12 protein-coding genes are annotated in these 13,608 nt (G+C 52.2%); 7 read left to right on the top strand and 5 right to left on the bottom strand.

The features are described 5' to 3' along the window. Positions 1-164 precede the first annotated feature (164 nt). Positions 165-2,930, bottom strand: coding sequence for a DEAD/DEAH box helicase (locus BM198_RS18705; RefSeq protein WP_244165714.1), 2,766 nt, complete (start codon positions 2,928-2,930; stop codon positions 165-167). A 992-nt stretch (positions 2,931-3,922) separates the two neighbouring features. Here BM198_RS18705 and BM198_RS29725 point away from each other — a divergent pair. The 5 genes from BM198_RS29725 to BM198_RS18700 all read left to right on the top strand — a co-directional run bounded on the left by BM198_RS29725 (position 3,923) and on the right by BM198_RS18700 (position 9,292). Next, entirely contained in the window at positions 3,923-4,573 is a 651-nt protein-coding gene (locus BM198_RS29725) for a hypothetical protein (RefSeq protein WP_139233659.1), read from the top strand. Continuing rightward, positions 4,558-6,516, top strand: a complete 1,959-nt coding sequence (locus BM198_RS29720; RefSeq protein WP_021703153.1) for a hypothetical protein — start codon at positions 4,558-4,560, stop codon at positions 6,514-6,516. Before BM198_RS29725 ends, BM198_RS29720 begins: the two co-directional genes overlap by 16 nt. Then, the gene (locus BM198_RS29715; RefSeq protein WP_036992958.1) at positions 6,473-7,462 is read left to right on the top strand and encodes an ATP-binding protein; all 990 of its coding nucleotides are present in this window, start codon (positions 6,473-6,475) and stop codon (positions 7,460-7,462) included. The genes BM198_RS29720 and BM198_RS29715 overlap by 44 nt, the downstream gene beginning before the upstream one ends. A 380-nt stretch (positions 7,463-7,842) precedes the next feature. Continuing rightward, entirely contained in the window at positions 7,843-8,757 is a 915-nt protein-coding gene (locus BM198_RS29710; protein ID WP_124014620.1) for a hypothetical protein, read from the top strand. A gap of 34 nt (positions 8,758-8,791) precedes the next feature. Then, positions 8,792-9,292 carry a DNA-binding protein gene (locus tag BM198_RS18700; RefSeq protein WP_074971675.1) on the top strand — a complete coding sequence of 167 codons (501 nt, stop codon included), beginning with the start codon at positions 8,792-8,794 and terminating at the stop codon, positions 9,290-9,292. Between the two features lie 265 nt (positions 9,293-9,557). On the opposite strand, the gene BM198_RS18695 is transcribed toward BM198_RS18700, so the two are convergent. Then, positions 9,558-10,691: a site-specific integrase gene (locus BM198_RS18695; protein ID WP_003452352.1), complete on the bottom strand. Its 1,134-nt coding sequence runs from the start codon at positions 10,689-10,691 to the stop codon at positions 9,558-9,560. 78 nt (positions 10,692-10,769) lie between these two features. Between BM198_RS18695 and BM198_RS18690 the strand changes: the two genes are divergently transcribed. Further along, a complete protein-coding gene (locus BM198_RS18690; protein WP_036992954.1) occupies positions 10,770-11,660 on the top strand; it encodes a DNA-binding protein in 891 nt (296 codons plus the stop codon). A 35-nt stretch (positions 11,661-11,695) separates the two neighbouring features. Here the strand turns inward: BM198_RS18690 and BM198_RS30515 are convergent, their stop codons facing one another. Both BM198_RS30515 and BM198_RS18680 read right to left on the bottom strand, forming a co-directional pair. Further along, positions 11,696-11,923 carry an AbrB/MazE/SpoVT family DNA-binding domain-containing protein gene (locus BM198_RS30515; protein ID WP_036992951.1) on the bottom strand — a complete coding sequence of 76 codons (228 nt, stop codon included), beginning with the start codon at positions 11,921-11,923 and terminating at the stop codon, positions 11,696-11,698. A 71-nt stretch (positions 11,924-11,994) separates the two neighbouring features. Continuing rightward, positions 11,995-12,453 (bottom strand): hypothetical protein, encoded by a 459-nt coding sequence (locus BM198_RS18680; RefSeq protein ID WP_036992949.1) that lies wholly within the window; start codon positions 12,451-12,453, stop codon positions 11,995-11,997. Positions 12,454-12,540: 87 nt separating this feature from the next. On the opposite strand from BM198_RS18680, the gene BM198_RS18675 reads away from it, so the two are divergent. Continuing rightward, the gene (locus BM198_RS18675; protein WP_003452348.1) at positions 12,541-12,831 is read left to right on the top strand and encodes a helix-turn-helix domain-containing protein; all 291 of its coding nucleotides are present in this window, start codon (positions 12,541-12,543) and stop codon (positions 12,829-12,831) included. 81 nt (positions 12,832-12,912) lie between these two features. Here BM198_RS18675 and BM198_RS30510 read toward each other — a convergent pair whose 3' ends face one another. After that, positions 12,913-13,560 carry a DUF6088 family protein gene (locus BM198_RS30510; RefSeq protein ID WP_074971674.1) on the bottom strand — a complete coding sequence of 216 codons (648 nt, stop codon included), beginning with the start codon at positions 13,558-13,560 and terminating at the stop codon, positions 12,913-12,915. Between the last annotated feature and the right edge of the window lie 48 nt (positions 13,561-13,608).

The following is a 13,608-nucleotide window of genomic DNA, read 5'->3' as shown; positions in this document are numbered from 1 at the left end:
TGACGTGCGTAGCCTATGCAGAACGCCATCAAATCGCTCATGCGCTCATCAACCATGGTGCGCCGAATGCCAGGTTGAACGCCTACCACCGTGAAGGTAAGAGCTGTTGCAGGTGTTGACCGCAGCAACTCGTAGGTTTCATCCCAGTCCCCGCTGACAAAGTACTAAGGAGATGTGTGTCTGCGATGCATGCGATCTTCCATATGATGCAGCAAGGTCGCGACGTTGCAGAAGTAAGCTGACTTTACCAGCTGTCCCGCAACCTCATACACATCACCAACTCGCCCTCCATTGGCTGGCCCTCCTGCACCTTTACAGTGATAGAGGGTGACGTTCACTTCCTGGGCTGCATTGACAGTGACGCAGATGTAGTCGGCGGCCTCACCTGAGCGATGGTCATAATACAAGCACCGGAGATCTGGAAGCGTCAGAAGGTATTGCTCCAAGTGCTCCTGCACTGTTGCTTTGCCATCGAGCTCTGCACGTCGATCCAGTGTGCGACGCTCCTGATTGTTCGGCAGGAACTCTACCTCGATCGCACAGCCTGTCCAATCGATTGACTCCGCATCACCTGGAGCAAGTGCGAGGGTTCTGAGAAGAGGGGCAGCGATTTTGTTTAGCCCTTCAAACGAAGACTTATCTGTTGCATAGAAAATAGGAGGGTACTCACTAAGCCAGTCGGCCAATGGCATCCAGCCATCCTGGCTAGACTCGATCGTCATTGTGGCATCGGGTTCCAGGCAGCGAATCAGTTGGCCACCCTCAAGACTCAGGCGCATACGGATCTGCCCCTCAGCATGAACGATCGAAAAATCCAAGTGCCCGGCTTGTGGATCGCACTCAAATTCCTGGATATCCCACTCCACAAGCCTGGAGGTTTGTAGCTCTTGTTCCTGCGTAGCCCTGAAGTGAATACGAGGATTGCGAGTGAGACCTTGCCGTGACCAGTTGGCTGCCATCACCGCTTCTGGTAGCTCCCGAAGAGTCGTAGTGGTTCTGACCAAGTCGAGGTGGGTTTGGCTAAACGCAGCATCCCCTACGATGCGCCCATGAAGCGTCTGCACCCAGGCAAAGAAGTCAGGAACGGATAGGCGCTGATTGCTCCAGATTCTAGAGCTGCTACTGGCTCCGATGGTTTCACGCACCTGGCCGTTCATGCCACTCCCGAAGTAGTGACCCTGAGCGTAAGCGCGGCTGTCACCGGCAGTGACCGCGCGCTCGGCTTGAGGGCCAGTCAGGGTTCGGTAAGTTTCGACTTGCGAATTGAAGGTCGTGTTCTGCAAGCCAACAGCAAAAAACCTCATCCCCTCCAGTCCGGCCCTTGCTCGGCTCGTTTCTTCGTAGCTCAACCCTCGGCTGCCGGCACGGCAAACGATATCCATGATGGTCAGGTACAGCTTCTCTGTCCTGAGGGTTGAGCCGATGAAGCAGTAGCTCGATTCAGGAAAATACATCAGCAAGAAGGCCTCGTGCCGAATATCAGTGAGCGTGTCTGAGGTCGACCAGTTCGGAGGTGCTTCATCTGCTGTCAATACGAGAGACAGATTGCCATCTGGCGTTCCCCACTGCTTTACAATCCGAAGCACTCGACCGACCTTTTCTCCCAGCAAGTCGAAATCCGGCCTGCGACTGCAGTGAAACCCGCGGACGTGCGCGTACAAATTGAAGGACAACGCAGAAACGGATTCATAGTCAGATTCAGTCATCCGACGCACCGGCAAGCTTTCGATGAATTCTTGGGCTTCAACTGCGCCCTGGATCTCAGCAAGCGCGGCATCATCAATCATCTGCGCCAGATCGACCCCCTCTCTGAGCAGAGTCGCGGTCGCCTCACGCACTCTGAATGCTGGTGCAATGAGGGTTGGGCGTCCCGTGGCGTCGTCGATCCTGGCGAACCTGCCGATGAACTGGATTGTGGGTACAAGTGATTTGTGCGGTGCGTGCAACGCGGCGACCTTGAGCTTTGGGAAGTCATAGCCTTCGCCAAACATGTCTACACAGATGATGGCCTTCAATTCACCAGAAATGAGCTTCGCTTCAATTAAGTCCTGTTGTCGTTTGGTCAGTCGGCTGCTTATGGCGGCGACGGAAACGCCCAGTTGCTCGTAGATCGGGACGAGCGCTTGCGCGGAAGATATGGTCGAGGCGCGTACGAAAAGCCTATGATCAAAACCGTTAGCGATATCTTCTTCGAGCTGTGCCACTGCAGTTTGGGCAATTACCCGATCAACATGCTCATCATCAAGCTCGTTATCTATTGGGGCCTCCCGGAAGACGATAGGGTCGAACGCCCCTTCAGATACGGCTCTCATCACAGGATATCGGTAGACTAGCTTGCCCGGAATAACGCGGTCATCGCGCCTGAAGGGAGTTGCTGTCAAGAATATAAATCGAGCGGTCGAGTAGTGATCCAGATACGCTGCCCAGGAATCCGCCGGCGCATGGTGAGCTTCATCGAAAATCACCACGTCAAAGAGGTCGGGCGCAGCGCCCGGGGCAATCATTGGCGAAGAACTGCCGGGGGTTGAGATCACGACGTCGAACTCCCGCAACTGCTCCCAAGCCTCGGGTGTTATCGGCCGCCCCGAATGCAAGTGAGCGGAAGGTAGCGGCCCGTCTTCAGGTAGCGCACCGATGCGCCTGAGTGTTGAAAGGCTGGAAAAATGCGAGTGCACCTGTTTGCGCAGAGCACTTGATGGCTCGACGACGAGGATCCGGGTTGCTCCAAGTAGAAGCGGTAGCGACATCATCAATGATGTCTTTCCATAGCCAGTGGGCAGGCAGATGATCGCGGGGTCGTCTTGCACAGAGAAATGGGCCAATGTTGCATGCATTGCGCCAAGCTGGCCCGGCCGAAAGCCGCTATTAGGTGCGTCAGCTTGCTGAAAAAGCTTGAGTGATCCCGCCTGCTCTACGAAAAATCCAGCCATTTCGACCGTCCTTGGATATTTCTAACCAATCCTAATGTGCGACGGGCTTCAAACAAGTGGTGAAGGTGCAAGTTTCTTTCAGCATCCCCTGGCTTCTGCTTGCTTCAGCAGGAGAATGAGGTGCTGGGACCCGAGTAACTCACAATGGCTCGCCTGAGCGCGGCCCGTTCGTTGCAATTAGTATAGGTGTTGCTACTGCGGTCGCCGGCGCTCTTTGTTCCGCAAACGGACTCCCTCATGGCGCTGCCACTCTGGGTTTGATGCGGTGATCAACCAGACAAGCAAGCTCATGCCTCCTCTGTCGAGGGAGTGTTTGTATCGTACGCAGCGAGCCTCGTGCTGCCCCCCCAATTTACAGAGCCAGTCTTCGGCTCCATCCATAAGTGGCGTAATCAAGGGTCACAATGGCTGCGGCTTCAGAAGCCACCTTGTGGAAAGTGTTGTCCTTGGTCGTGTCCCCGTGGTAACGGTGCAGCAGCGCCATCCTGCACAAGCAGCGGCATTCGATAGCCTTCAGAAAAAAGGCACTGAATCAGCTTCATCGACGCAACCCTCCATGAACAAATGAGCATAGCCCGTATGTAGGAGTGGACGCTGAAGAGGGATCAGTCAAATCAAGACCTTGAGGAGTAGGACGAACTGAAAATACGAAAAGAACGGAATATTAAGGCTTTGATTTTTCGGCAAAATTTAAAATTTTTTATCTTTCAATACTGCTGGAGAAAAGTAAAAGCTAAGTGGTAGCGCTGTAATGACTCTGCCATGAACTAAAGATCAAAAATGGTAGATGATGACATCGACCAATATATATAGCGATGCGCCATACACATGGCCAGCATGGAATAAATAGAGGGTTTTTTATTGGGAAATAGTCTAGGGGTCTTGTTATCATCTGATATCTTGCCAGTGGGCCATCTCCACCTGTGCGACACAGTACTTATAAGAGAGATCACCATGGACCCATCTATTCCTTGTGCTAGGGAGGATGGGTTGTGGTTAGGCGCAATTCTAAGATTTCAAACTTTACCAATCGTGGCCAGCACTTTGGGAACTCATGGGTAGTCTATAGCCATAAAGCTCGAAGAAGCCTTACGATTGTTAACGACATTGAGCTATGCTACTGGCTTACATTTTTGGAGTTTCAGCCAGACGTACTTAAGTTTAACCTTCATCCCGCATTCCGTATATTACCCACCAAAACGCCACGAAAAATCCTACTGACATCCGAAGCTACTCTCGTAGACGGAGCGTTAGAATGGCATTTACTTTATTCTCCAGAAAAAATCAATTTTGACTATCTGGCCGAGCTGAGAGAGCACGCCAACAGTTGTGGTGCAACGCTGCGAGAATTTACACCAGCGACTATCATTCCGCACAAATATAAAATAATGCCTCTGCTGAAGGTATGTGCATGCTTGGCAGCTGGAAAAGAATATTCTCTTCCGCCAGAAATAGTAAGCAAGGCTCAGTTTTACATCAGGCAGCGCGTCAGAGGTCGCATGAGTGATCTCTACGAGCAACTACGAGATTTTGACACGGCAACGGTGCACTATCTTGTTGCAAGAATGTTTGTCGAGGGTCGTCTTAAAGTTGAGTTGTCACCGTATTTTTTCAGTCCCAGCACCGAATGGGTGAGCGCATGAATGTTCGTGGGCGCTTAAAGGGTATCAATCTAGAAGAACTGATGCATGTTAATCCGGAGGCACTTCAAGAAAATATTAGAGAGGTGTTTGCCAATAGATTGACTGTTATTCGGTTAATTAACCAGGGTAGAACAGGAAACTTCATCTATCGTCGATGTGGTATCTCGAACTCCGAGCAAACTCGACTAGCTAATAGATTTCTCCAGCGTGACCCTGAAGGTAGATATTTTGGCGATCGTGCCCTGATTCCCCAGATGCGTACAACAGAGTATCGGAGGAATGCGCCTGTACAGCCAATGAGAAGCCAGCAGCAGGGTGGTTTGAGCGGAGTTCTTAAGCTGACATTAGAAAGGCATCCTACAGTTGCGACTGAAATTTCTAATTTCATTCTCCGATTTCACAGTGACTTTTCTGGTCAGAAATTTGATCGAAAATTCATTGCAGCAAAATTCAGATCGATACTGAAGGAGTCCGGTGTTACGGAAGATGAGTGGCCATTTAACCATAAAGGGTTAGGTCAAAGGACGATTGAGAAATATATTAATGAAATCCTGCGCAGCGATTTCATGTGTGCTGCTTCGACGCTTGGAGAGTTTGGCGTAACACATGCACAAATAGGTAGTGGGGAGCAAGGGTTGATCAGCCCCAGTCTACCATTTGACGTAGTGCAACTGGATGCCTACAAGGTCGACCAAATGTGCATAGTTAAAGCGGAGCCACTGCCCGGAATTCACACATCAAGAGTTATAGATCGTTTTTGGCTGTTGGCCGCTGTGGATACCGTGTCAACGGGAGTGCTTGCTGCGAGATTCGTGTTTAGCAGCGAGGTAAGGGCTCAAGACGTAGAGGATGTTTTGATCAGCGCTTTTCTGGGAAATTGGAAACCACGCGACGAAGCTGAGTTGCAGAACTTATCCTATGTTCCAGGTAGTGGAATGATTGGCTATGTGCTTCCGGAAACGAAGGGAGCGCTGTGGGGGGCGCTTTTTTTAGACAATGCGATGGCGCATCACGCGGACAGGATCAAGATTAAGCTAAAGGAATTGATTGGCTTCTCCGTAAGCTATGGTCAACTTAAACGACCTGAACGGCGATCCATAATTGAAAACACTTTTAAGCAGATTGCAGAACAAGTTATGCATCGGAGCCCGTCAACAACTGGGAGTGGACCCGGATTTGGCCGAGCAACTGACGCCGAAAGTAATGCAGAAAAATATGAGATATTTGTGGACGAGGCTGAATGTCTGCTCGACGTTTGGTTGGCTAACTTAAATGTAACCCCCAGGTCCGGCTCTACCTTCTCAATGAGTCCTGTTGAATTGATTCGAGCGCATTTGAATAATTATAAAGTGCCAATTTACCTTCCGACGGCGCGGGAAGAGAGCCTTAACAAAACTAAGCTAAGCCTGGATGTTGAATACTGTATTGTCAGAGGAAGTGCCGAGTCAGGAGTGGCCCCGCACATCACTATCGATAAGGCTCGGTATACCAACAAGGTTCTATCAAGGTCGCTGGAGTTAGTAGGGCAGCGACTGCTCGTCAAAATTGACCCCAAAGACCTTCGGCAAGTGGAAGCGATTCTTCCCAATGGGCAATCGCTGGGTTGCCTGAGCGTATTGGGCTACTGGTCTAAGACTGCCCACAGTCGAATCACACGGAAGCTGATCAATCGTGCACTCAGGGACAGAACGCTGGAAATAACGCGAAAAGACGACATTGTAATGTCCTTTGTAGATAACCTCTTGAGGAAGCGGAATAAGCGAAGCTTACTGGAATGGCAGCGAATGGAAAGGGAGCTTTCATCATTAGGGCAAAGCTCGTCAGGTGACGATTCAGAGAGCATTGAACGAACTGCATTTCAGCTCACTGACGGTGGAGTGACTAAGTTGGAGTTTCTGGATGATTTCTTTGATCAGTCCGCAGGGGGCGTTGCTGATGAATAGAGATCAGATGGATGCTCATGCCGTGTTCAGAAAGGATTTCACGGTAATAACCAATGCAATAGCAAAAGCAAGCAGCACGGCATTGGAAGCCATATTCATGCGGCAAACTGGCCTGATTTTTCACGGCCTTTCAAGAGTGGGAAAAACTTCGTGCATCAAGACCATCAACTCCAAGCTTCGCGGGTTTATGCCGCGCGCTTATGTAATCCAAATTGAGGTGGTCAAGAAAGAGGGTTCCTTCACAAACAATATACTCGATCAGCTAGCCACGGAGGAAGGTGTGAAGTTTCGAAGTCGAGAAACTCCGGTAGGTAAGTTAGATAGGATATCAGAGCACGTCATTAATCGTTGCGCCGAAAAATTTTGCAATCATTGGGTGCTGCTTCTTGACGAGTTTCAAAGACTTCGACCTCATGATCTGCATGTGCTTTTTGATTTGTTTAACAGGCTGGATCGTAAAGGTATTACTATGACCATACTATCGTTTGCGATGCCAGCTGTTTTCAAACAACGTGAAGATCTCATGTATGCTGGAAACAGCGAGCAACTAATCGCGCGATTCATGAGTGAGCTCATCGAGTTTAAAGGCTGCACCAGCGCTCAGGATCTCGCGGTAATATTGCAGACTTTTGACGAAAAATCGGAATATCCTCCTAAATCAGGTATCACCTATACCAATGGTTTCGCACCTCAAGCATTCGCAACGGGGTTCAGGCTGGAGCCACTTCACGGCTCATTCTGGAAAGCTCTTAACTCCGCCTCTGCCGGAGGCTATAAGAACAACGTACCTCTTGAACATCTATTTTTATCAATTCGCTACCTGCTAAGGTATCTGTCGCAAAATGACTATTCCAGGATTGTCATTCCAGATAAGTTGCTCGATGAGGTGGTGCAGAAATCGAATCTTCCGCAATTTTGTATGCTCAATGGAGGAGGGCAGGGGTGAAGCAACTGCCATTTTTTATTCGACGTGCCTATCCATTCGAGTCTACTGTCGGAATCATTGCCAGCCTGGCGCGATTCAATGGGGTCAATCCTGTCGATGTAATGCGGTGGCTGGAAATAAGAAGCGCTGGGAGTGTTCATAAGCTTTTCTATCTACCCGAGAGGGTTGCCAGCGCTCTGCCCTCAAGTCGGGCGCATGACTACAGGATGCATTTCCCCTCAGCGTTCCGACTGGCACCGTTCTCAGCGACAATGGTTGTACGGTACTGTCCGGAGTGCTTAGTCTGGGGATATCACTCTACCTTTTTTTGCCTGCCTCAGGTTGAAACATGCCTGATTCACAATGCCCCCCTCAAGCCGCTGTGTAAATGGTGTCACAGCATGTTGAGTCGTGATCTGCTTGATGCACCATGCTCACAGTGTGGTTTCTATGTTTGCCAAGCATTAAACCAAGTTAAATACCGCTGTTCCCCAACGATCGCGTTAAAAACATATAGAGCGGGAAAAGCACTAGCGGCGTGGTTTAAATTTGTCCGGAGCGGTGCACAATCAGGATCACCTTTCTTTATAAAACTGGACAAACTAGGTAGCTACACTGAAGACCCCATTGATAAAGTACTCATCACTTCCCTCGGTTGCCCGATTGCTAAGAATGAGGGCGTCGTACGGCGTCAAACCAAGATCGTGAACTGGGAAGTGCCGTCCAATCGCCGTCATTGGAAAGATTGGCAAGGCGCATGCCGAAATATAGAGACAGTCCATTTGCAGAGACATGAGTATTGTCTTGCGCATTGCGAAGGGTTGCTAGGGTATTGGGATGGAGTAAAGACACCTAGACCAACATGCCTCAAAACTGCTATTTACCTGCTCATTCGGTTGCGGCTAGCCATAACCTCCAGTGTGCCGTGGCTGCCTAGCAAGTTGGATTGCTTAGGTTTTGGATACATTGATGCGCTTCAACAATCGACATTCATTGATCAAGAGATTCCAGTGGTTTTGGTGAAAGTATATTATTTGAAGTTGTTATACGATGCTAGCATTTATCTCGAGCTTGGTTATGTCATAAGATTTAGAGTTAGAATGTGGCAAGGGCTGCTCCATGAGTTGGCGGCGCCCGCCGGCATCTCGATGAGGCGGGAAACAGTATTGGGGGTCGTTTCTGAAAAAATGTTGCGGTGCCCACATGTGCGTCGCGTCGTTAATACTCCTCATCTCTACATCTGTCGCGACAGCGACTCTAGTTGGACTTTGTCCTTGGCTTGCAGTGGAACTCAGCAAGTCATTATGGATTTATAGTGCTGTAAACGAAACAGCTATTTAGGAGTTCAATATGGTACCTAAAGGACCTTCCATTACACGCTTGGATGTAGCGCGCGCGGTTAATTTTTTGATTGGAGCAGGTGAGCAGGTGACGATTAGGGCAGTGAGAAATACTATCGGAGCCGGCAGCTTTACTACAATCAGCAAATATCTTCATGAGTCTGCGGTGCACTTGGACGGTGTTGGTACGCATGAGACGGATGAAGTCGCTGAGCGTAAATTGCCCAAAAAAGAGCTGGCTCCGCTACTGAAAAGCTCTGCAAGGGTGGACTGCCGTAGAACCTCAGTGCTTGATGGCCTTGCAGGAGAGTTACGAGAGATTTTTTTTCAATGCGATGAGGTCATCCGCAAGGCTGAAATTGAAATAATTACTGCGCGAGAAAAGCTTCAGAGATCCATCTCAAACGCGGATAGACTAACGCACGAAAAGCACGCGCTTATTCATGAGGTTCGTAAATTGCGGGCTGAACTCGCGGCGCTCAAGGTGCATATTCAATTCAAGAATCAGTAGTAGCTTGTATCAAGCCCCGACTTCACTGGTTTCGGCTCGAGCGCTGTCGAGCTATTCACCTTGAGGCGGCGAGACCAGCCTTCAGCATATTGCTTTGGGCTGCAGGTTAACCGTGGCTTTCTGTTCTGCATGGTTCAGGATCACGAAGGCTATTAATCGCGGAGCGCCGACTGATCCGACAAAGCCCTTCATCGAAAATGCCCTCAGTAACCATGCTCCGACTTGTGGGGCAGCGATTTCGTAAAAGCGAATGTTTGGCGTTTTCTCAGGGACTTCTGTCGCTGTCAGATCTTTCTTCCGAAGCAGTGGCACCCACGGCCGGGCCTAGCAACTGGCTCGCCTGACTGGATAGCAGCGACCCCGCCTGGAAGTAGTTCATCACCGTGGTGACGCTGCGGTGCTCAGTCATAGCCATCACTTCGCCGAGCGGTACGCTCTGACGCCCTGCCTCGGTGACGAAACCTGAGCGCAGGCTGTGCGCGGCCCAATCGCCGTCCAGGCCCGCCAACTGCGCACGGCGCTGGACAATTCGCGCCACCTGGTCGGCTGACAGGCCTTGGGTGCCGACCTTGCCACCCCTATAAATTCGACGGAACAGCGGTCCGGATTCGGCAGGCGCGACTTCCAGCCAGGCGGCGAGGGCTAGTGCTGCCGGCCCACGTAGCGGTTTCTCGCGGCGCAGCCCGCCGGTGTCGGTTTTAGTCGTGCCCAGTGCGTAGAGCCAGGTGTCAGCATCCAGTCGGCGTACATCACCGATCTGCAAGCCGACCACTTCGGAGCGACGGCGGCCACCGCCACTCCATGCCAGCAGGAGGAGGGCGCGATCACGTATCCCGCGCACGCCGTCGGTGCAAGTGGCAAGTAGCGCTTGCAACGGCTCGAGGATGATGGCGGTTTTCTTGCGCACCGACACGCCATGGCGCGACTGGGCTTTGCGCGCTTCGCGCAGCAAGGCCTTCAACGCCGCCGTCTCGGTTGGACTGCCCCAGCCGTTAATCCGATGCCATTTACCGAGTACCGCCAGGCGATGGCTGACGGTGTTGTAGGCCAATGGGCCGAGTTTGGCCTTGACTCGCGCAGCCACCAGCGCGGCGTCGATGGTAGGTGGCAAAAGGTGCACCCAGCCACCGCCAGCCGTCGGACGAGCCAGGTGGTCAACCACAAACTGTATGGCTACCGAGGAGGGCAATGCCGCATCGCCCAGCGCCTGGCCGTAGCGCAGTTGCAGCCACGCCGACCAGTAGGCGAGAGCGCTGCGGTAGCTGCGCAGGGTGTTGGCTGCGGTACCAGCGGCGATGAACGCCGCTGCCGCTTCCTGGGCGTTGATCGCCAGAGAATGTAGGTCCAGCTGCGTTTCGTTGGCCAGCGATAGGTGTTCTGTAATATTTAATACGTTCAACGTATTATATTTCCAAATTCAAACAAATAAGGTCGGATAACATTTGTTTATCAGATCTAATTTAACAGGAGACAGGGTATGGCGGTAGGCGTGCCGGAAACCGATGTATTCGCGGCTGCGGATGCGGTCTTGGCCCGCGGCGAACGGCCGACGGTGGAACGAGTTCGGCTGGAGCTCGGGCGTGGCAGCCCGGCGCGCGTCGGTGCACTACTGGATCAGTGGTGGGGGCATCTGGCCGAGCGGCTTCGCGGTGAAACACGGCTGCCAACACTACCGGCAGAGGTTTCGCAGTCCTTTGTCGCGATCTGGCAGCAGGCCATGCTATTGGCGGAGGGCGTTGCCGAGCAGGCGCTGGCCGAGCGACGCGCCGTGATAGAAGCCGAGCGGTTACAAGTGGCCGCAGTCGAGGATGAGGCACGACAGTTGATAGCCAAGGCCCGGCAGCAGGTAGCTGCCGCACAAGCAGCTCAGCACACTGCCGAGACTCGTCTAGCCGACTTGGAGCTGCTGCTGGTACAGCACCAGACACAGCTGGCGGACCAGAAAAGCCGCTGTACGGAGCTTGCCGAGGAGCGCAGAGTAGCTGTGCAGGAGGTGACTGTGTTGCGCCAAGAGTTGCAGGTCGCACAGCAGCAGTTGATCCACGAGCGTGATACCGCGACGGCCTACCTGCGCGGTATCGAAGATCGCGCCCACCGCGAGGTCGATCGAGCTCGTGAGGAGAGTAGGCTAGCCGCCGCTCAACTCAAGATCGTGACAAGGCAACACGGCCAGTTGCGCCAGCGGCTAGACACAGTGTTATCCCAACTTCTCGAGGCACAACAGGTCGCTGCCGCTGAGAAGGCACGGGCCAGCACCCTTGAGCAGCAACTGGTGAGACCTACCCGAGCCAGGCGCACAAAGGCTAAGCCGACCAAGTCGAAATCCAAAGCGGCTGCTCAAGCGGAGACTCCCGGCTCTGGGTGTTAGTTCTGGTTCCTTGAGGACGCTGATTCGCCTAGTGGCTAAGCGTTTAACTTTGTCGCGGAGTCCATGTGCTCAACTAATTCGTCCGTTCGGTCTGGAACGAGGGGGGTCTTGCTCAGCACAATACAGCGAGTAGTGCCGACATACTCTTCGATGAGATAGAGACTGTCCCCGACCTCAACGCCCATTACTTGGAGAATTTCATCAGGAATCCGGATGGCGCCATCGCCGTCCCAGTCTTGAATCACTACCCGAGTTGCAGCCATCTTTCGAAACCTCTGATGGTAGAGCTGGCGCCCTACAATGACGGACTACTTCTGTCGTTGCGAAATGCCCTCTAAGCATTGATGTCATTCCGTCGCAGATGCATTTCGGCCGAAAAAATAACGTCGGTGACAATCAGTGCCTCCAAGTTTTTCCGGTGATGCATTGAGTAGCTGACGCCATCGGCGACTTTATAGAGGTAGCCCGGATCTCCGGCGGGCCCATCTCGAACGATGCAAATTTCTTTCAGTGGCTCCATCAACCACGTTGAGTGGCCATTGACGTGTGCCGGTGTGACCAGCTGCACTTCCTCCACCCAGGCCAGATTCGACTGATCATCAATGATCTTTTTTAGATCATGGGCGTGATTAAGCATCAGCATGCTTCGATAGGCCTGACGGCCGTGGCGTCGGGCGATTTGCAGGTAGAACCAGGGCCAGCTGATCTCCTGCTCAACATAGCTCCACAGTTGGGCGGTGGTGCCCTTTGCGGTATCCAAGTGGATCTCCGCACTCCGGTAAGTCGTGAACATAGCCCTGCACCTGAAAATGAAACCTATAGATTGTAGCCCTATAGTGTACGTGAAGGCTTCATCGATCCCTTTTTAAGGATCGGCAAAATGGAGCTGAACACAGCATTCGGGCTGGCGCTTAAAAGGCTGCGCAAGCAGCAGGGCCTTACCCAGGAAGACTTTTCCAACGTCAGTAGCCGAACCTACCTGAGCAGCCTGGAGCGTGGCATTAAGGGGCCGACCATCGAGAAGGTCGAGCAACTCGCCAGCGTGCTGGATGTCCACCCGGCTACCATTCTGGCCGCCGCCTATCTGATCAAAGAAAGCGGAGTAGCGCGCCGTGACCTCGTTCTGCGGATTGAGGAGGAGCTCAGTCGCCTTGAGAATGCGCATTATTGATAATACGACTATGATCTATCAGTCACGCGATAGGATTTGAAATGGAGCGCAATCCCTGAGCCCAATGAGGCCTTCCGGGCATTACTTGTGAGATCTACTGCCAGAGTGCTCGGGTGGAAGGTTACGTTCGCAGCTAAGCTCAAGTGCTCTGCGCATCCACTGAGGCATTTTGCAGGTCATCAGGGTGATTTGGTCTGCAGGCTTGAGCGCGTTTTGGATGGCTGTAATGCATCCTGCGTTTGCACCTTCTTTGCCTAGATAAAAGAGAGCACTGATTGCTGTCCCAACTTCGGTTCCGGCATGCTGCATAACCGATGGCGGAGCATGTATCAGACGTACCTCACCTTTCCCGAAATGGAATGATCGACTTGGCCCGCTAGTGTAGTAAATCGGGACCAATGGCATCTGGGTGCTGAGACCAAACATTCGTACAGCATTGGCGCCATGCATTTGGAGGGTTTGACGGTTCTGCCTGGCAATCAACCTCACGACCTCCCAAGCACTAGGCCGGTACCGCGCTACATACCGACTAGGTTTGGGGCGCATGTAGATGCCTCGATGTAGCCTCTCTAAGTCGCCTCTGTTGACCAGCAGTGCTATTGCCTTGTAAACGGCATTGCGGGTGCCAAACTCCGCAAAGTTCCTGATAGAGAAGGGCTGTCCTTTCGGTAGGCGCTTGACCCGCTGTGCAATGCGGATAGATGTCGATTGAGATTTATCATTCGGCATTGCGGTTTCCACGCCTAGGATATGAACTCTATCGCTGCTTCCTGCGAC

Origin of the sequence: Metapseudomonas otitidis, assembly GCF_900111835.1 — a bacterium.
GTDB classification, from domain to species: Bacteria; Pseudomonadota; Gammaproteobacteria; order Pseudomonadales; family Pseudomonadaceae; genus Metapseudomonas; species Metapseudomonas otitidis.
This window is presented reverse-complemented; position numbering and strand designations above follow the sequence as displayed.

Coding starts and splice junctions, on each gene's coding strand:
- BM198_RS29710 (WP_124014620.1), top strand. CDS start 7,843: ATGTTGAGTCGTGATCTGCTTGATGCACCATGCTCACAGTGTGGTTTC.
- BM198_RS18700 (WP_074971675.1), top strand. CDS start 8,792: ATGGTACCTAAAGGACCTTCCATTACACGCTTGGATGTAGCGCGCGCG.
- BM198_RS30510 (WP_074971674.1), bottom strand. CDS start 13,560: ATGCCGAATGATAAATCTCAATCGACATCTATCCGCATTGCACAGCGG.
- BM198_RS18690 (WP_036992954.1), top strand. CDS start 10,770: ATGGCGGTAGGCGTGCCGGAAACCGATGTATTCGCGGCTGCGGATGCG.
- BM198_RS29715 (WP_036992958.1), top strand. CDS start 6,473: ATGATTTCTTTGATCAGTCCGCAGGGGGCGTTGCTGATGAATAGAGAT.
- BM198_RS18675 (WP_003452348.1), top strand. CDS start 12,541: ATGGAGCTGAACACAGCATTCGGGCTGGCGCTTAAAAGGCTGCGCAAG.
- BM198_RS30515 (WP_036992951.1), bottom strand. CDS start 11,923: ATGGCTGCAACTCGGGTAGTGATTCAAGACTGGGACGGCGATGGCGCC.
- BM198_RS18705 (WP_244165714.1), bottom strand. CDS start 2,930: ATGGCTGGATTTTTCGTAGAGCAGGCGGGATCACTCAAGCTTTTTCAG.
- BM198_RS18680 (WP_036992949.1), bottom strand. CDS start 12,453: ATGTTCACGACTTACCGGAGTGCGGAGATCCACTTGGATACCGCAAAG.
- BM198_RS29720 (WP_021703153.1), top strand. CDS start 4,558: ATGGGTGAGCGCATGAATGTTCGTGGGCGCTTAAAGGGTATCAATCTA.